18 protein-coding genes are annotated in these 18,994 nt (G+C 45.5%); 12 read left to right on the top strand and 6 right to left on the bottom strand.

The annotated features are described in order from the left end of the window. The first annotated feature begins 202 nt into the window (after window positions 1-202). From IC230_RS17055 to IC230_RS17020, 8 genes are all read left to right on the top strand, one after another. The gene (locus tag IC230_RS17055) at window positions 203-1,426 is read left to right on the top strand and encodes a proline dehydrogenase family protein (protein WP_191040253.1); all 1,224 of its coding nucleotides are present in this window, start codon (window positions 203-205) and stop codon (window positions 1,424-1,426) included. A 120-nt stretch (window positions 1,427-1,546) separates the two neighbouring features. Further along, window positions 1,547-2,329: a lipoprotein signal peptidase gene (locus IC230_RS17050; protein ID WP_191040252.1), complete on the top strand. Its 783-nt coding sequence runs from the start codon at window positions 1,547-1,549 to the stop codon at window positions 2,327-2,329. 113 nt (window positions 2,330-2,442) lie between these two features. After that, window positions 2,443-3,270, top strand: a complete 828-nt coding sequence (locus IC230_RS17045; protein ID WP_317171800.1) for a hypothetical protein — start codon at window positions 2,443-2,445, stop codon at window positions 3,268-3,270. 62 nt (window positions 3,271-3,332) lie between these two features. Beyond that, window positions 3,333-4,304, top strand: coding sequence for a polyprenyl synthetase family protein (locus IC230_RS17040; RefSeq protein WP_191040251.1), 972 nt, complete (start codon window positions 3,333-3,335; stop codon window positions 4,302-4,304). 79 nt (window positions 4,305-4,383) lie between these two features. Then, window positions 4,384-5,007, top strand: a complete 624-nt coding sequence (locus IC230_RS17035) for a rhomboid family intramembrane serine protease (protein WP_191040250.1) — start codon at window positions 4,384-4,386, stop codon at window positions 5,005-5,007. Between the two features lie 25 nt (window positions 5,008-5,032). After that, window positions 5,033-5,929 (top strand): LytR/AlgR family response regulator transcription factor, encoded by an 897-nt coding sequence (locus IC230_RS17030; RefSeq protein ID WP_191040249.1) that lies wholly within the window; start codon window positions 5,033-5,035, stop codon window positions 5,927-5,929. Window positions 5,930-6,050: 121 nt separating this feature from the next. Further along, on the top strand, window positions 6,051-7,358 hold the full coding sequence (locus tag IC230_RS17025) for a hypothetical protein (protein WP_191040248.1): 1,308 nt from the start codon (window positions 6,051-6,053) through the stop codon (window positions 7,356-7,358). Between the two features lie 107 nt (window positions 7,359-7,465). Beyond that, window positions 7,466-8,170, top strand: coding sequence for a DUF2306 domain-containing protein (locus tag IC230_RS17020; RefSeq protein WP_191040247.1), 705 nt, complete (start codon window positions 7,466-7,468; stop codon window positions 8,168-8,170). Here the strand turns inward: IC230_RS17020 and IC230_RS17015 are convergent. From IC230_RS17015 to IC230_RS17005, 3 genes are read right to left on the bottom strand one after another with little or no spacing between them, the layout of a single operon-like run. Further along, window positions 8,167-8,370 carry a hypothetical protein gene (locus IC230_RS17015; RefSeq protein ID WP_191040246.1) on the bottom strand — a complete coding sequence of 68 codons (204 nt, stop codon included), beginning with the start codon at window positions 8,368-8,370 and terminating at the stop codon, window positions 8,167-8,169. The genes IC230_RS17020 and IC230_RS17015 overlap by 4 nt on opposite strands. Continuing rightward, the gene (locus IC230_RS17010; RefSeq protein WP_191040245.1) at window positions 8,360-9,574 is read right to left on the bottom strand and encodes a PepSY-associated TM helix domain-containing protein; all 1,215 of its coding nucleotides are present in this window, start codon (window positions 9,572-9,574) and stop codon (window positions 8,360-8,362) included. Before IC230_RS17010 ends, IC230_RS17015 begins: the two co-directional genes overlap by 11 nt. Window positions 9,575-9,586: 12 nt before the next feature. Further along, entirely contained in the window at window positions 9,587-12,016 is a 2,430-nt protein-coding gene (locus tag IC230_RS17005; protein ID WP_191040244.1) for a TonB-dependent receptor, read from the bottom strand. A 462-nt stretch (window positions 12,017-12,478) separates the two neighbouring features. Here IC230_RS17005 and IC230_RS17000 point away from each other — a divergent pair, with 462 nt between their 5' ends. Further along, on the top strand, window positions 12,479-12,994 hold the full coding sequence (locus IC230_RS17000; RefSeq protein ID WP_191040243.1) for a PAS domain-containing protein: 516 nt from the start codon (window positions 12,479-12,481) through the stop codon (window positions 12,992-12,994). Continuing rightward, window positions 12,994-13,230, top strand: a complete 237-nt coding sequence (locus IC230_RS16995) for a cysteine-rich CWC family protein (RefSeq protein ID WP_191040242.1) — start codon at window positions 12,994-12,996, stop codon at window positions 13,228-13,230. Before IC230_RS17000 ends, IC230_RS16995 begins: the two co-directional genes overlap by 1 nt. Window positions 13,231-13,347: 117 nt before the next feature. On the opposite strand, the gene IC230_RS16990 is transcribed toward IC230_RS16995, so the two are convergent. Continuing rightward, window positions 13,348-14,046 (bottom strand): SGNH/GDSL hydrolase family protein, encoded by a 699-nt coding sequence (locus IC230_RS16990; protein WP_191040241.1) that lies wholly within the window; start codon window positions 14,044-14,046, stop codon window positions 13,348-13,350. Window positions 14,047-14,153: 107 nt separating this feature from the next. Beyond that, window positions 14,154-15,231, bottom strand: a protein-coding gene (prfB, locus tag IC230_RS16985; protein ID WP_191040240.1) for a peptide chain release factor 2 whose coding sequence is annotated in 2 segments (ribosomal slippage) — window positions 14,154-15,170 and window positions 15,172-15,231 — 1,077 coding nt in all. Because the reading frame shifts where the segments join, the coding sequence is not laid out codon by codon here. Between the two features lie 227 nt (window positions 15,232-15,458). Between prfB and lpdA the strand changes: the two genes are divergently transcribed. Further along, a complete protein-coding gene (lpdA, locus tag IC230_RS16980; RefSeq protein ID WP_191040239.1) occupies window positions 15,459-16,859 on the top strand; it encodes a dihydrolipoyl dehydrogenase in 1,401 nt (466 codons plus the stop codon). 90 nt (window positions 16,860-16,949) lie between these two features. On the opposite strand, the gene IC230_RS16975 is transcribed toward lpdA, so the two are convergent. Beyond that, on the bottom strand, window positions 16,950-17,690 hold the full coding sequence (locus tag IC230_RS16975; protein ID WP_191040238.1) for a glycosyltransferase family 2 protein: 741 nt from the start codon (window positions 17,688-17,690) through the stop codon (window positions 16,950-16,952). A gap of 144 nt (window positions 17,691-17,834) precedes the next feature. Between IC230_RS16975 and IC230_RS16970 the strand changes: the two genes are divergently transcribed. Next, window positions 17,835-18,893, top strand: coding sequence for a TerC/Alx family metal homeostasis membrane protein (locus tag IC230_RS16970; RefSeq protein ID WP_191040237.1), 1,059 nt, complete (start codon window positions 17,835-17,837; stop codon window positions 18,891-18,893). The last annotated feature ends 101 nt before the right edge of the window (window positions 18,894-18,994 follow it).

The following is an 18,994-nucleotide window of genomic DNA, read 5'->3' as shown; positions in this document are numbered from 1 at the left end:
ATAAGGAACCAGCTGAATCTCAAGCCGGTTCCTTCATTTGTCTAAAAGGGTTTTTAACTTGTTGAAATAAGCCGCGCCGGGACTTTAACCGATAGACCGAAATTTCGTTATATATTTCGGTCGTGTTTACCGACACGCACTGTCAGCTATGCAAATAGCACCGTCCAAACGGAGCACTATTATGTCGAACCGAAGTAATCTAATGCCAGAGGCTGTCCAAGGGATTACAGAAGTAAAGCCGAACGCAGTCCGTCCCGTTTCATTTGAGGACACTTCAATCGCTTTTTCCTCTCAGTCCAATTTCAAACTTCGAAAAACGTACTGGCTATTTTCGTTGATGAATCACGGATGGCTGGTAAATTTAGGGACTTTTTTTATAAAGATTGCCCTACGTCTTCATCTTCCCATTAAATTCCTGATAAAGAACACCATTTTCGAGCAGTTTTGCGGAGGAGAAAGTATACGTGACTGTGAATCAACGATCCAGCATCTGCATGAGGCCAACGTAGGAACCATTCTCGACTATTCTGTTGAAGGGGAAGAGACTGAAAAAAGTTTCGATGAGACGACTCTCGAAATTCTGCGGACCATCGAGCGGGCCAGTGAATCTGCCGATATTCCATTTTCTGTTTTTAAGGTGACTGGTATTGCCTCAACAGAGTTACTTGAAGCCGTTCAGCTTGGCGATTCGCTCAATAAAGAGCAAAAAGTTGAGTTCGAGAAAGTAATGAAGCGGGTAGATATGCTTTGTCGGCGCGCTCACGAACGGAATGTGCGAATTTTTATTGATGCGGAAGAGAGCTGGATTCAGGATACGATTGATTCACTCGCTTATGAGATGATGGATCGCTATAACCACGAGCGCCCCGTCGTTTACAACACGTATCAAATGTATCGTTGGGAAAGTCTTGCCCATCTTCAGCGGGATACTGCTGAAGCGCAGGCTAAAGGATATTTTCTGGGCGTCAAGTTAGTGCGAGGGGCGTATCTTGAGAAAGAGCGCTTACGATCGCATGAAGAAGAATATCAAGATCCGATTCAGGCAACGAAAGAAGATACCGATCGCGACTATAACACTGCCATCGATTTCTGTCTGGAGCATCGTGATGTTATCTCTATCTGTCTGGGTACCCATAATGAAGCCAGTTGCCAGTACTGTATCGAACGGATGAAGGAACTGGGCGTTTTGCCCGACGATCCGCACATTTATTTCTCTCAACTGCTGGGTATGAGCGATAATATTTCCTACAATCTGGCTAACGCCGGTTATAATGTAGCGAAGTATGTGCCTTATGGGCCTGTTGATTCTGTAATGCCTTATTTGTTTCGGCGAGCCGATGAAAACAAATCTATTGCAGGCCAGAGCAGCCGGGAGTTTAATTTAGTAAGTGACGAATTGAAACGCCGGAAGAATTGCCGGTTATAAGTAAGACTGGCACAGTAACTTTAGCATAGGTTACTGTGCTTTTTAGTTTATTGATAGGTATAGCAGATGGATAACCCGTAGTCCGTAAGCGCAGAGCCAGGCTGTACCGCACTTTTTATTATGATCCAGAAGAATCCGCTCAAATTTTTTCTGCTGACACTGTTTCTGATTTTGCTTGATCAGGGAGTGAAGCTGGCTGTACATTTTTACATGGCTCCCGGCTTTGCAGGGCAGATTAAACTCGCAGGGGATTGGCTAAAACTCCACTACGTACTGAATCCTGGTATGGCGTTCGGTATGCAGTTGGGCTATGAATACGGTAAACTTCTTCTTAGCATATTCCGACTATTTGCCATGGTCGGCATCGGCTATTATCTGGTTAATTTAGCTCATCGAGGAGCACCAAACGGCTTACTTTGGGCAATGGCTATGATTTTAGCTGGTGCTGTCGGCAATGTAATCGACAGCACATTTTACGGTGTTTTTCTGAACAACGCTCCTTACGGCTCCCCAACGCCCTGGTTTCATGGCCAGGTGATCGACATGATTTTTGTGGACGTCTGGGAGGGTTTCATTCCTGAATGGGTTCCAGTCTGGGGGGGGCAATATTATTCAACGCCTATTTTTAACATAGCCGATTCCTGTATCTTTATTGGCGTCTGTCTGATTTTATTTTTTCAACGTCGCTTTTTCGGTGATCAGCATATTGAAGATAGCATGTTGCCCGTATCAGGTCCAGACGCAACGAATGCATCTGTATTGCCTACTGCTGAGTATTTATCGGAAGAGCAATCAGAGAATGATCATAGTAACGAAGAGTCAGTCGTAAACAATGATGATCAGCAGGCTATAGACACTGATCCTGAGTCCGTTCTACCAAATGAGCCGAAACGTGGCGAGTAGCTTCATTATATCCTTTTGTGCCTATTTAATCCTATAATTAATACTAATAATTTTTATTTCTTATACACAGACGTTATCTTGTTCACACAATGAGCTTGTAACGTACTGATCGAGTGAGGGTTTATAAATTTCTTCTATTAATAATTCTCCTGACGATTGTCTTTTTCACGCCTATTTCGGCGCAACGTTCTGAAATTTGGCGCGAGAAACCGGGCACCTGGCTGTTAAACATTGGTCTAGGGGCCACGCGCTACGTTGGAGACCTGAATGAACGTAATAATCTGGCTCACTTACGATTGGGCACAGCCATTAATGTAGCGGCCTCTTACCGATACTCACCGCAGCTTACTCTTCGCACGGAAGCGCAATTGTACTACATTCGCGGAACGCAGAAGGATACTCATCTGGCCTATAACAATCTATCCTTTCATAGTATAAACCCAGATATCTGGGCAGGTGTACAATGGGATTTCTGGCGGGCCGATAACCGAAACCACGTTATTATTCCTTACGCTTTGGCAGGTGTAGGGCTAACGTACCTGACGCCTAAAACTACTTATAAAGGGGAAACAATTAGTTTGGCACCTTTACACACGGAGGGCGTTACCTATAACCGAGTACCGGTTGTGATACGCTACGGGCTGGGTGTACCAATAGCGGCTACAGAACGTTTCAAGTTTCATCTGGAAGGGGCATATACACACGTTTTTAGTGATTACGTAGACGATGTAAGTACAGTATATCCTGATCGAAGCACTATGCAACCAATAACGGCCGCGTTATCTGACCGACGTCTTGAAATAGGAGAGCCGTTAAATCCTACTGGGGCTCAACGAGGAAATTCCACCCGGCGAGATGGATATTTTGTGTTATCAGCAAGGCTCATCCTTGTACTCATAACGCCTTCTCAGCGGAATTACCGGCGGATGTTCGGCCGTTAGGCTTTTGGAGGCTTTTGCTGTACTTTTGGCGTTTAGAACCAATAGAATCCTGCTTCCTCCGAATGAATCCAGCTATTTTTTTTGATGCTCTTCAACACGAACTTCAACGTATTCAATATGGGCAGCAGCCGCCGGAGCTCTATAATCCTATTCAATATATTATGGATATTGGCGGGAAGCGGATGCGCCCGTTGCTTACGCTGATGGCGGCCTACCTCTTTACCGACAATTGGCAGAAAGCAGTTCGGCCAGCTCTGGCTATCGAGGTTTTTCACAATTTCACCCTTATGCATGACGACATTATGGACAAGGCGCCACTACGTCGTGGGCAGCCAACCGTACACGAAAAATGGAATGAGAATATTGCCATTTTGTCGGGAGACGTCATGCTAGTGAATGCCTATCAGCTGCTTTTACATGTCGAAGCGGATAAACTTAGACCTGCTTTAGAGCGATTCAGTCGAACGGCTGCGGAGGTCTGCGAAGGACAGCAGCTTGATATGAATTTCGAATCCCGCTGGGACGTAACGGAAACGGAATACATCGATATGATTCGGCTTAAAACATCTGTCTTACTCGGCTATGCCCTTGAGCTGGGCGGATTGATAGCTGGTGCTGACGATGAAACAACCCAACATCTTTACGCAGGAGGTATGAACATTGGCGTTGGATTTCAGCTAAAAGATGATTTGCTGGATGTATATGGCGACCCTGCCAAATTCGGAAAGCAGGTTGGGGGCGATATCATTGCGAATAAAAAAACGTTTCTGCTGATTGAAGCGCTCCAACAGGCAAAAGGTAGCCTTAAAGATGAATTGATCGGCTGGCTTAATCAGAAAGATTTTGATAAGGCCGAAAAGGTACAGGCTGTTACGTCGATTTATGATCAATTAGGCATTCGCCAGTTAACGGAAGCACGTATCGGGGAATATTTCGCAAGAGGATTTACCAATTTTGAGGCTGTTAAGGCTGATGCTGACCGAAAAAAATTACTGATTCAATTTGCTAAACAACTCGTTGAACGGGAAAGCTAAACGGATATACGATACCTGCTATTGGGTTTATGAAAGGTTGTAAATCAAGTAGCTCTATTGTTGTCTTCTACAAAAAATTATGAGTATAACCCTCATTATCATCGTTATTACAGTCATTATCAGTCTAATGGCCTGGAATAATTATAGCCTGATGGATCGCTGGATTATGAATCCCTACGATATAACGAAAAAAGGGCAGTACTACCGGCTTGTCACATCGGGGTTTCTACATGCAGACTGGAGTCATTTGCTTTTCAATATGATGAGCCTCTATTTCTTCGGTGGCTTTATTGAGCAGGTGTTTGACCTTCTGTTTGGCTCCAGCGGCCCTCTATACCTGATAGGTTTTTATATAGTTGCTATCATCGTATCGGATATTCCTACGTTATTAAAACATCGTAATGATCGTAATTACAATTCGCTGGGAGCTTCTGGGGGTGTATCCGCTATTCTTTTTGCCGCTATTTTATTTCGCCCATTAACACCGATCTATCTGTTTTTTATTCCAATTGGTATTCCGGGTTTTATTTTTGGAGCTCTGTATCTAACCTATTCTTACTACGAAGCTCGTCGGGGTCTAGGTGCCGTTAATCATGACGCGCACTTCTATGGCGCTTTGTTTGGGGTTCTGTTCATGATCATTGTTTATCCACCTGTGCTGCCACAGTTTTTTGATCAGATTGCCAGTTGGCGACTATTTTAGAGGACACGTTCGCGCTATCGGTATTATGGCCAATCTGTTCACCCAACCCTATCCGACTAACAACGCTTTTCTGCCAGCGTTACGTCGAGCCTTGGTGATTGGTTTGTTTATTGGTTTGTTTTTAGTTGTATTTCAACCCTTTGGTTTAAACAATTGGGAGACATCTAACAAACTGTTTAAGTTACTAGGGTTCGGAGCCGTTACGTTTGTTATAACCGCATTCCACTTTGCGTTCTGGCCAAAACTCTTTCCTCGTCAATTTTCTGAAGAAAACTGGACTGTTGGCCGTGAAATTCTGTTCATATCGGTTAATGTTTTGGTCATTGCCGTTGCCAACCGATTTTATCTGGAATGGTTGTTAGGGCCCGGAGAAAACGGTGGTCTCGGCTGGATAGGGATGATTGTTGTTACGTTTCTAATCGGGGCTTTTCCTATCACGGGCTTAGTTCTTTTAAGCTACATCCGACGACTCAGAAAATACAGCCAGGCAGCTGCGGAATTACCCGTGGCCACGCCTGTACATGGTGTTCCGACTACTGAAAGTAAGCTGGCGATGGACGGCGATAAAGCGTCCGATTCTACGTTGACGCTCGTTGCCGACAACGATAAAGACCGGCTGATTTTTCCTGCTGACGAACTGCTTTATATCGAATCAAGTGATAACTATAGTACGGTGGTTTATCGGAAGAATGGCCAGTTGGTTAAGCCGTTGGTACGTAGTAGCCTGAGTCGATTGGAAAAGCAAATCGCCCAGCCCCACATTGTCCGATGCCATCGCTCCTACGTTGTCAATCTTAACCGGGTTGAACGCGTAACGGGCAATGCGCAGGGCTACAAACTTCACTTAATGGATGGCCAGATTCAGCTACCTGTTGCCCGGCAGTATAATGAAACGCTGGTCGCTGAATTAAAATCGCTGTAGCGCGTATGCTACCTGTCGGTTTAGTTTGTTAAACAGCCCAGATCTTGCAGAATGTCCCTTTGAAGGCTTTAAATAACTCATGCGGCTTACATTTGCTATACATCAACTCCAGGTTGAACAAATGCGATTCGTAATACATTATTTTTTGCTTTTTTGTTTACCACTGAGCTTATCTGGTCAATCAGTCGACACGGTTTACACCGTCAAGTACTTAAAGAAAAGCACATCATTTGCCTGGACGACATTTGGGGGTGACATTCTAACACTGGGTGGTGGAAAGACGGATTACCAAACACCCGAAGGAGCCATTCGTAATGCCTCGCTGAGTCCCACGGCAATCCCTCGTTTGACCATCGGGGGAATTCATTTCTGGGGCCATGCCGATTTTTATGTGTCATTTCCCTTGCCGTTTCGATGGTCGCCCCGACCGGATGCTTTTTCGGCTATGCGCTATGCGCATGGTATCGAGACCGGGGCCAAAGTTTATCCATTTCGATTAGAGCCAGGACGTATCAGCCCCTATGTGGGTATTAGTTTCCGAACTATGTCGTATGGCCATCAAACCGCTGGGACGAGCTATACCAATGGCTTTCCAGAAGTCGAACGAATGGCCGTACCGTTGCAGGCTGGATTAACGTATACAACGTCGAATTATCTTATCACAGCAGGGATTCATTATCATCCGAATACAGAACTGTCCTATGCTATTTCGCCTACAACATTTGGCACTACGTCGCTTAGTCCAGTGTCGGTTAGCGTGGGATTACTACGGTACATCGATACGGATCGTAATATGACTTCATCGAGTTCGGTTACTCAATTGAATCGTAAGCATGAATTGCTAAAGCGTCATAATCGACTCAGTGCCTGGTATGCTGGCATTGGTCCCTCAGCGGCTATGCCCCGACCATTGGGTCGGTCGTCGTATATACAGCAAAAGCATCCGTATCTGCGTGGTGAAGCGATTGGCGGATTTACGCCCGATCTGACCATTGGTCGGTATTTCTATAAAGCCGACCTGAATGTAGGTCTTTCCTACCGCACGATGGGGACACACGTAAGCGCATTCGACGCTGATATACGACTTAGACGACACTCATTCATGGTTGAGGCCTACAAATACTTGTTCAATTATCTTGGCTTTGCCCCTTACGTCGGCCCAACGGTATCACTTGAACGGTTGTCCATGAACGATAATGAACGAAGTTATTTGCAGACGAAACCAGCCATTGGCTTGATTTTCGGTTGGGACATTCGCGTAACCAGTACGGAAACCAGCTTGCTACGTACGAATTTACGCTGGATTCATAACCTACACTTGGCCGTTGGGGATGAACAGGTATTGTTTGATAACATCGAATTCAATTTTATTCAGTACGTCCACTACTTCGGACGTAATCAGGTTTACCAGAAATACCGAAAGCGCTAGGAAATGGTTGTCAAACGTCCCAGAAACTGCTGATCAGCCCTTTTGCCTTGCTACGAGGAGGTAAGCTGTGTTACGTTTGTCCCAACGAATCTAACACAGTTACGGCCATGAAAACGCTCATTCTTGCTACCTTAATTCTCCACATTTCTGCTGGCTCTATAGCCTTGATTGTTGGACTGATACCCATGTTTTCGAAAAAAGGTAGTAGTCTTCATAACCGTACGGGTCTCGTATATGTATACTGCATGATTACGGTAGCCATAACGGCGCTATTGCTATGCGCCCTGCAACCCCTTCAAATGCTACGTCTGTTCCTGACAGGAATTGCGGTGTTTAGTTTTTACCTCTGCATGACTGGCTGGCGGGCTACAAAACAGAAAAAAACGGGTCCTGCTACCAGTGATCGTATTCTAACTTACGTTACGCTGGCTACGAGTATAGCGATGATCAGTTTTGGAGTTTATTTGATAAGTCAGTCTACCAATGCATTCTTCCCAATTCTCTTTACATTTTTCGGCGCATTAACAGGGATGTTTGCCTGGAAGGATTACAGTCTTATTAGTAAGCCAACCGAGAAAATGCACTGGTTCTTTCAGCATGTTACACGCATGGGAGGCTCTTATATCGCTACGTTCACAGCGGCTTTAGTCAACAATGTAGCCCGGATCTTACCCGCTGATGCACCTGATTGGGCGTACACGATAAGCTGGATTGCTCCGGCTATTATTGGAGGGGTGATTATTAGACAAACTGTGCGGTATTACAAACAGAAGTTTAATGCAACTAAAGTAGTAAAAGCGGCCTTAGCTTAATTTCTGTTGCTCTTCTGCTGCCGTTTGACCACCGTAGGTTTCAGAATAAACCGGCTAATGATAACGAGTGGTATGGTTAGCGTAATCCAGGAGAGTACATCCCATACATCATCGCCGACTAACGCGGCTATAAGACCGAATAAGCTAACTACACCGATCCAGAGCGGGATTGTCCACACGTGCCAGAAATCACTTTTCATGGGTTTCTTCTTTTTGTAAGCCAAGCGTTAATATTTCGAGGTCTTCAACCTGGTCCGCTGACTGTTTTCGGTTGGATGATGCCATCCGGGCAAACTGAGCTCTCGTAGCTTTATTACGCGCAAACCACAAGTACAGTCCACTAGCTAGAACAACAATGGTTATAATATCAAAAAGAGCCCAGATAATCTTCAAGGGTAGTCCACCGTAATCGCCAAAGTGAAGAGGCTGCGAAATGAACAATGCGTCCGCGTACCAGGGCATATCGCGCATATCGGTTAGCTGGCCGGTTTTAGCATCTACCAGAGCTGGCTTGACAAGGCGTTCGGTCAACGGTGTATTACCACGCATAAAAACTGCGTAATGATGCTGGCTGGAGTAAGGAGTACCTGGATAAGCAACAAACGAGGGGATCATCCCCGGAGCCGCTTTTTGCGCCAGGTTCATTGCCTGATCGAGCGGACTCAGGCGTCCACGCAGCGGAGCCTCGTCCTTATACGGCGCTACCATTTCGGCCAGTTGCCCCTGTTGCCAGACGCCTACGATAACTTCAGACAACGTATTGATAACGCCCGTCAGGCCAACCACCGTTGCCCAGGCGACCGTTACGACACCAAGCAGATTATGCAAATCCAACCATCTGAGTCGGGTCGACTTTTCAGTGCGTATCATGCCAAAGTTGAACCGACGCATGATTGGGCTGTATAACATCAGACCGGAAACAATAGCGACGGTAAACAGCAGACCCATCAGTCCCAGAAACAGTTTGCCGCCGATACCCATAAACATATCGACGTGTAGCTGGAACATAACGTACATGAATCCTTCCTGTACTTTCGGCTCTTCCAATACGTTCGCTGTGCGACTATCAAGAATAACAAGTTTATAATTATCTGCCGGAGCCGTTAGTGAGTCCGACAACGTAAACGTCATCGTATTCGGTTCATGTTCATCCCAATACGTATAGCGGATAACTTTTTGGGGAAACTGTTGCCGGACTGTCTGGGCTAACTGCTCAAGGCGTAACTGGGGCGTTTCGGCCGACATCGTCGGCGCCAATTTGGGCTTGCCCTCCAGCTCTTCAATTTCTTCGTGGAAGATCAAAGGCAAACCCGTTAAGCACAGCATCAACAGGAAAGCTGTACAGATCAAACTGGTCCATTTATGAATCTGAAACCAGGTTTTAACTTGTTTTGCTGTGCTCATGGTTGCCATTGATTAGAATTTGTAGCTGACGCTACCCACAAAACTTCTTAATTTCTGCGGATTCATGGTCGTATAACCAATCCAGTAATACTGATTGGTGAGGTTATCCACTTTCGCTGATATACGGAATTTCCGCTGATCGTAGAAAGCAGACGCGTTCAGAACTGTATAAGCTGGTAAGATAAGCTCACCCAGGCTGATACTATTCTGAATTTTGTTGTCGCTGGCGTAATTTCCTCCGAATCCAAAGCCCAGTCCTTTAGCGACATAATCGGGTAGACGATAGCTGAGCCACAGATTTGCCAGTATAGGTGAAGACGCCGTCGTTGGCCGACGACCGACAACGTCGACGTCGGCATTGATCAGTTTAGAGTCATTGTACGAAAAACCAGCCACTACGTTGAATCCCGCAAATGGGTTGGTCACTACGTCGACCTCAATACCCCGGCTCGCCTGTGTTCCATCCTGCGTTTGGGCAAAGCGAGCAGCCGCTGGTGGATTCGGATCAGTACGTAGTAGGTTTTTGACCTGAATGTCATAATAACTAATAGTTGTGGTCAGACGTCCGCTAAACGCGTTCAGTTTCACACCAGCCTCAAATTGATTCGCCTGTTCGAGCTTCGCGAACCGTTGTACCAAACTATCCGCGTCGGTTACGTCGTAGGCGTTGTATATACCTCGATTCGCAAAGCTATTCTGGTAGTTAGCAAACAGGGAAACCTTGTCTTTAACCGGCTGATAGACGATACCGAATTTTGGCGAAAAAGCCGTTTGATCATAGCCCGTTACGGCCTGACCTTCTGTGCCGCCTTTGTTGGTAAAATGATCGACCCGCAACGCGGCTAATACGCTCAGCTGATCCGTTAGATTCAGTACGTCTGACAGGAAAACGCTGGAAGTGTTACGTATACCAGTAACGGGATAGCTGAAGTCAGGAGCTTTGCTGGCATACAGAGCGGTTTGATTGGTTCCGTTAAACTGGCTGTAGTCATATCCATTCGTAATCGGGACAGTGTCGTATGTGCTCCCAAAAAATAGTTGATTCGCGTTGACATGTAAGTAATCCAGGCCCAAGACAATGCGATTACGCAGGCTTCCCAGCGTGAAATCGCCATTAAACAATTGTTGTATTTCCAGGACATCACTCATACTATTACGCGTTGACTGATCAGCTCGTATAAGCAGATTAGTTCCCAGTGTTTTGCCATCCGGAATCAGGTAGAAATAGGGCCCAAAGCCGTTCGAAAAACTATGACTCGAACTGATATTGGTTGATGACGTAAAGGAAGGCGAAATCTGGTAGTTCACCTGACAGAACAGATTTGTGCTACGAGACTGCTGCCTTAGGCCACCACCCATGTACGAATTGCGGTAATCGAGGTTAAGCTGGTCGACCCGATTAGCGCCAAGGGTATAACCGGGAACGTAAAAGAAGATAATCTGTTTGCCAACATTCTCGGATCGGTAAATCTCGGCATCGAGCAGGATAGACAGGCGATCATTGGGTTTGTAGAGCAAGCTGGGAGCCAGCGCGAAGTTTCGGCTGAATCCATTCGTCTGAAAGGTTCCCTGATGCGTAAACGCTGTATTGACACGTAGCATCAGCGTACGGCTCTTCGTAATGGGCGTGTTGACGTCGATGCTGGCTCGCTGAAAATCGTAATTACCTGCTGATAATGCTACTTCGCCCCCGAAGGTTTCGTAAGGTTTTTTAGTGACCCGGTTTATTAACCCGCCATAGGAAGTAAGTGAACTGCCAAACAACGTAGCGGATGGTCCTTTTATGCTTTCGAGTTTTTCGAGGTTAACGGCGTCGATATCGCTGGTAACGTTACCCGCCAGACCGTTACGAAGCTGGCTCTGAACAATAAATCCGCGTGAGCTGTAATAGCTACCCCCGTCGCCACCGCGTCCGGTAGCTTCCCACATTCTCTGCACACCTGGCGCATTACGCATCGCGTCGTCTACTGAAAACACAAGCTGTTCCGTTAGAAGCTCTTTACCAATGGTGTTATAAACCTGAGGGTTTTCCAGATTTTTAAGTGGCATTTTGGAAACGTAATCACTCGATGTTCTGGCGAAGCGATTAATACGTCCACTACTCACAATAACCTCCTGTAACTGAGCTGTATTTTCCGATAAAACGAAATCAAGCGTTGCTGTTTCGCCCGGCGTTACGGTAACGTTTTTTTCCGTGGTTCGGAGGCCAATCGCCGAAACCTGTACGGTATAAGTGCCTTCTTTAACCCGATTGATTATATAACTACCACTGGCATTTGTAATGGCGCCTTGCCCTTTACTTTTCAGACTGACCGTAACCGCTTCTGCCGGATTACCGTCGGAGGTTGTTACGGTGCCCCGAATGGTTGCAAATTGTTGAGCCCACAACGTCAGTGGTAAACTTAGTAAGAAGATAAGATTAACAATTCGAACAAACTGCATATAAGTAGATTGGCTGTAATTCTACTCACAAAGCAAGGGGAAAATAAGGGGAATAAAAAATTGTTTTTAATTATTCTAAATAACTATTTTAAGTAAATAAAAAATAGACAGTAGATAGAGCAGAACAAAGGTTAGTATTGTCTTCTGTTTCTACAAAACTTATGCCGAAGTTAAGCACATGTTCTTAATGAGAAATATGGTGACTTATGTGGTGTGCTACAACCTTCCTTACCATACATACAGAGGGCTAAATGATTGACTTGTAGTCAAATGGTCAGGTCAATTTAATTTATGAGCAAACAGAACTGAGGCTAAAACGTTATTGACCCAGAATCCCTGATACGTTCAAAATAAGCTTGACTTTGTTTACACACTGTATTGATTCGTTAGAGTGTCGATTGAGAAAACAGCTTACATCTACTATTAGTTGTATCTGATAGAATGCACTAACTTGATTTTACCATGAATCCCGGAAAAGAATATGCTGCCATGATTCGTGAGCAAAATAAATCGGCTCAGATTCTGCCACTTTGTATGGCCTGGGAATTCATGCCGAGACCCATACAGCGAACCGTACACTACGAATCGGAAACATTAAATAAACTGGCAAGAACAAACCGGTGGCAATTGCCGTCGGTACTACGTCAATTGATGGGGCAGCCGGAATGGGCTTTAATCGTGACGGATCCTTGGCAGATTATTCAGTACGTTAACGAGCCTTTTGAATTGATGACAGGCTATAATCGGGACGAAGTTATAGGTTGGAAGCCGAGTTTTTTACAGGGAGCTCAAACAGATGTAGCCGCTCGTCAACGAATGAAATTGGCTATTGAACAAGAGAAGCCGAATAAAGAAATGGTACTCAATTATCACAAAGACGGCTCTACGTACTGGTGCGATATAACAATTTTCCCTGTGCGTAATGATCGGCAGCAACTGGTTAACTTTATCGCTCTCGAACAGGAAATGGTTCTTTGATGGATTCAGCTTATAAACACGATCAGGTAGTATGTCCGCGTTGCGAAACCGTTTACGAATGTAAAGTTGGCAGTATAAACCTGTGCCAATGTACATCTGTTGAGTTGACTGAAGAGCAGCGGCAGTACATTCGTTCCTTATTTGACGGTTGTTTGTGTGCAAGATGTTTATCGGCATTACGGACTGAATACATTGCGAATCAGTCTAACCAACTACTAAATATTGACCACCCGTGACACTTACTAGCGAATTCAGAAAGCCGTAAACCGTATTGCCTTAGACTAGTCCCGAGGCAATTCGTCGATATCGTCACCAGAAACGAATACCCTGTTCTTTTTTATAAATAGGATAAGTTATCTTCTTAGGACCTCTTTAACAACGGGCAATGCTTTCTCGGCCCAAGTACGCATCTGTTTACCGGAATAATGTAGTCCATCCGAAGCAAATTGTGTAGCGTCGCCAGCTGCGGAACGCGTTAATGTCGTAATGTCAACGTATGTAATGCCCGCCTTCTGACATTCGTCTCTTGCAATTGTGTTGAACTGATCGATCTCCTGGGCAATCTGGGCCTTGTTACGTCCGGCGGCATATGGAGATGCCCCCCAGTCAGGAATGGACAAGACAAATACATGGTTAGCTTTATTATCAGCAAACCTAGTGGCCGTTTGCAGTAACCCCCGGAATTCCATCCGATATTGATCCTGGCTTTGTCCCCGATACTGATTATTGACGCCAATGAGCAACGAAACAAGACTGTACGTTTTTTGATTACCGCTAGCTTTAATGGCCGTTTGTAACTCCGACGTCGTCCAACCTGTACGGGCAATAATATCAGGATCAGCGACGTCAGCGCTGTCTTTACGTAGTAAATCCGCTAACTGAACGCTCCAGCGATAGGATTCAGAAACGCTTTCGCCAATTGTATACGAATCACCGAGGGATAAGAACGAGTACTTCGAGGCATTGGCGTTCGGGTTTACAATCATATACGAATCAGCAGTATGCTGGGCGCAGGCTAATAGAAAGGGAGTAAGCAGGAGGATAAATTTCATACTAATTAGAACTATGATTTACCAGATTTACGGATTTGCCGGATTTCGAGATTACAGGCAAAAAGAAAATCTAATAAATCCGTAAATCTGGCAAGTCACAGTTCTGATTACTCCTGCTCCAGCAAAAACGCTTTTATAAAAGGGTCCAGGTCACCATCCAGCACCGCTTCAGTATTAGACGTCTGGTAACCCGTACGGTGATCTTTCACCCGTCGATCGTCCAGTACGTAAGAGCGAATCTGCGAACCCCATTCAATTTTCTGCTTACCAGCTTCTACTTCGGCGCGGGCTGCGTTACGTTTCTGCACCTCAATTTCGTAGAGTTTCGACTTCAGCAGCCGCATCGCCACTTCCTTGTTCTGTAACTGGCTGCGTTCCTGTTGACACTCAATAATCAATCCTGATGGGTGATGGCGTAATCGAACGGCTGTTTCAACTTTGTTTACGTTCTGTCCACCCGCTCCGCCCGACCGGAACGTATCCCAATCAATATCCGCTGGGTTAACGTCAATGTGGATCGTGTCATCCACCAGCGGATAGGCAAACACCGAGGCAAACGAAGTATGACGCCGAGCGTTGGAATCGAACGGTGAGATACGTACCAGCCGATGAACACCATTTTCTGACTTAAGAAAACCATAAGCCAGCGCTCCGTCGACTTCGATTGTAGCTGATTTAATGCCGGCCGTATCGCCTTCCTGATAATCGACTTGTTTTAGACCGTAACCGTGTTTTTCAGCCCATCGCATGTACATTCGATAGAGCATATCGGCCCAGTCCTGGCTTTCGGTACCACCCGCCCCGGCATTGATTTCGAGAACCGCACTAAGCTGATCCTCTTCATTACCGAGCATTTTTTTAAGTTCGAGATCGTCGAGGGTGGCTGAAACGTTACGTCCTTCCTCATCAACTTCCTCTTCGGTTACGTCACCTGCTTCGTAAAATTCAAACAGGGTTTCAAGGTCACCGAATTGACCATTAAGCTTTTCGTAGCCCGAAGTCCAGCCTTTTAGCGCACGAACCTGCTTCATTACGCCCTCGGCGCGAGCTGCGTCAGTCCAGAACTCAGGCTGGAAGGTCTGCTGTTCGAGTTCAGCTAGTTGTTCTTTCTTGTTATCGTAGTCAAAGATACCCCCTCAGAGCCTCTACTCTGGCTCTCAAGTCGGTCAACTGATCAGTTGTCATGAACTTGTCGTATTGGTTTGTTTTGCGATATAAGAGATCAGACGAAGAAGGACTGTATTGCTAATGGTCTTTTGCATCTAATCTCTTTATTCTATTTCACAAAGATAGAACAAAAGAAGGTGGGCGATGGGTTTGCCTTCGGTCTCAACTTTTCGACCTACCTTTGCGTTTTCTTTTTAAGACGATTTTTTTAATTATTCATTCTCTACTAATTCATTCATTAACTAATGGCTTCACAGTACGATGTAATCGTTGTGGGTAGCGGGCCAGGCGGCTACGTAGCTGCTATCCGGGCGTCGCAGTTGGGTTTGAAAACCGCTGTTATAGAACGTGAGAGTCTCGGCGGCATTTGTCTGAACTGGGGCTGTATCCCAACCAAAGCCCTGCTGAAATCGGCGCAGGTTTTTGAATATATCAAACATTCGGCTGATTACGGTATCACGGTTTCGGGCGAATCGAAGGCAGATTTTGGTGCCGTTATCAAGCGGAGTCGGGGCGTTGCCGAAAGCATGAGCAAAGGTGTGCAGTTCCTGATGAAAAAGAATAAAATCGATGTCATTTACGGGAATGGCAAGCTAAAACCTGGTAAGAAAATCGACGTAACGGCTGCTGATGGTAAGGTTACGGAGTACGAAGCCAAGCACATCATCGTTGCGACCGGTGGGCGCGCCCGCCAGTTACCAAATGTTCCCATCGACGGCAATAAGGTAATTGAATACCGAAAGGCTATGTCGCTCGAGAAACGACCCGAATCACTATTAGTGATTGGTTCTGGGGCCATTGGCGTTGAGTTCGCTTATGTTTATGCCAGTATGGGTACCAAGGTGACCATCGTTGAGTTTTTACCGAACGTAGTTCCGGTTGAAGACGAAGACATCTCGAAAGAGCTTGCTAAGCAGTATAAGAAAATTGGTATCGATATCTATACGAAGTCGGAGGTAACGAAAGTTGATACGTCCGGCAAAGGCTGCAAAGTGTTTGTAAAGACACCCGATGGTGAAAAAACCTTCGACGTTGACCTGGTATTGTCAGCTGCTGGCGTTGTGGCTAACATCGAAAATATCGGTCTTGAAGAAACAGGCATTGCCGTTGATCGGGGCAAAATTGTTTCGGATGATTATTACCGAACAAATGTTGACGGCTATTACGCAATTGGCGATTGTACGAAAGGGCAGGCACTTGCACACGTAGCGTCGGCTGAAGCGATTATCTGCGTTGAGAAAATTGCTGGTTTACCACACGTTGAGCCGCTGAACTACAACAACATTCCGGGATGTACGTATTGTACGCCTGAGATTGCGTCGGTAGGTTATACTGAAAAAGCTGCTCGCGAAGCAGGTTACGAACTAAAGGTTGGTAAATTTCCCTTTTCGGCGTCGGGTAAAGCTAAAGCCGCTGGCACGCCAGAAGGTTTCGTAAAAGTTATTTTCGACGCAAAATACGGTGAGTTTTTAGGCGCTCACTTCATCGGCAACAACGTAACAGAAATGATTGCCGAAGTGGTAACTGCCCGAAAGCTGGAAACAACGGGCGAAGAGATCCTAAAGGCAGTTCACCCGCACCCAACCATGTCAGAGTCGATAAAAGACGCTACCGAAGCTGCTTACGGAGAAGCAATTCACCTGTAAGGCGAACTAGATAGAAAAAGCAATTGCCGTCAGTCTGGAGTGAAATTAACTCAGGCTGGCGGTAATTTTTATTTAACGCTATAGGAGGACTTACTTCAGTACTTTCCAGTGCATCAATCCTAACTTTGTAAACATATACAGCACAGAGGTTCTAAGAACACCGAGGCCGTAAATGGAACTACGCCGAAAATTGATCGATGACGCTTCGTCAAAATACTTAGTGGGGCAGGTAACTTCGCCGATTTCGTAGCCCTTGTAGAAAATCTGGGCAATCATTTCGTTGTCGAAGATGAAATCGTCGGAGTTGTCCGTAAAGTCCAGACTACGTAGTACTTCGCCCGAAAAAGCCCGATAGCCCGTGTGATACTCAGATAGTTTCTGATTCATCAACAGGTTCTGCGAAAACGTCAGAAAGCGGTTGGCTATGTATTTGTACATCGGCATCCCCCCTTTCAGCGCTCCTTTGCCCAAAATGCGGGAAGCAAAAACGACTGGGTATAGGTCATTCCCAATAATACTAACCATGGCAGGTACGAGTAGGGGAGTGTATTGATAGTCGGGGTGGACCATCACAACAATATCTCCGCCGAGTTCGAGTGCTTTCGCGTAACACGTTTTCTGATTACCGCCGTACCCTTTGTTCTTATCATGTCGGATGACGTGCCGGATGCCTAATTGGCGGGCAACTTCAACGGTATTGTCTGGACTGGCGTCGTCGACTAGAATAACATCGTCCACTAAATCGAGTGGAATTTCACGGTAGGTGCGTTCTAATGTCAGGGCGGCCCGGTAGGCTGGCATCACCACAATGACCTTTTTGTTATTAAACATGGGCGCAAAATTAAGCGGTAGGTCTTACTCTGCCAATATTTTTAGCAATTGGCTCCCTTTCCTTCGCCATATTGGCCGTAGATTTGTTGTTTAACCAGCAACTGAATTGAGCCAGCGCCTTAACTGGCTGTATATTTACTAATTATGTTTTCTAGCGAAACTCTGTTTTTTCTTGCCTTTGCCGCTTTTGTACTCTTTATTATGGCGCTTGATTTAGGCGCCTTCTCTAAAAAGCAGAGTCACGTCGTCCAGTTTAAAGAGGCAGCCATTTGGAGTGCTATCTGGGTCGCTTTATCGATAGCCTTCTATTTTTTCCTTAAGAATTTCGGCTATCTCGTTCATGGCATTGACACGCTTGCCCGGCTTGAAGAGGTTCGTAAGCAATATGCCGAACATGTTAAGCTGGTGCCTGGAAATTTTGCGGCCAGCTTATCTCGCTTTCAGGACAATATGGCGCTGGAATACATTACTGGCTATTTAGTCGAATATTCTCTTTCGGCCGATAATATCTTTGTATTTATCCTGATTTTCAGTTCATTCGGCGTTCGTGAACGCTTTTACAAAAAAATTCTGGTCTGGGGAATTCTGGGCGCGATTGTGCTGCGGTTTGTCTTTATTTTCCTGGGTTCAGCTTTAATTCAGCGATTTGAATGGATTCTGTACATATTTGGCGCTTTTCTAATCTATACGGGCATTCAATTGTTCTTCCAGAAAGAAGAGGACGAAAAAATTGACCCATCCAAACACCCCGTTGTTCGATTTGCCAGTAAGTATCTGAATGTATATCCTCGTAACGTAACGGATAATTTTTTCGTCCGCCGGAAGTCAGATAAGAAACTGTTTGTGACCCCTCTTTTCTTAATTGTTATTGTGATCGCTTTTACTGATCTGGTCTTCGCGGTTGATTCGATTCCGGCTATTTTCTCGATCACGAAAGATCCGTACATCGTCTTTTTCTCAAACGTGTTTGCCATCATGGGATTGCGCTCGATGTTCTTCTTCCTGTCGAGTATTATCAATCAGTTCCGCTTCCTGAAAGTTGGTTTAGCTGTGTTGTTGACCTTTATAGGCGCTAAGATGCTGGCTGAACATTGGCTGGCTGAACAAGGATTTAAGCCTGTTTACTCGCTTTATATTATTATAGCTATTCTGGGCATCAGCGTTCTGGCTTCCTGGCTCATACCGGAGAAAAAAGAGAATTAGTATATCGTAAGCAGATGGCTTGATTACCCGCAGGGACTAAAATCTCTGCGGGTTTTTTATTGGTATAGTTAATTAAACTATACCGCCCTTTTATGTAATCT

This window comes from Spirosoma validum (genome assembly GCF_014699035.1).
GTDB lineage: Bacteria > Bacteroidota > Bacteroidia > Cytophagales > Spirosomataceae > Spirosoma > Spirosoma validum.
Note: the sequence above shows the minus strand (reverse complement) of the source record. Positions and strands in the feature narration are given on the sequence as shown.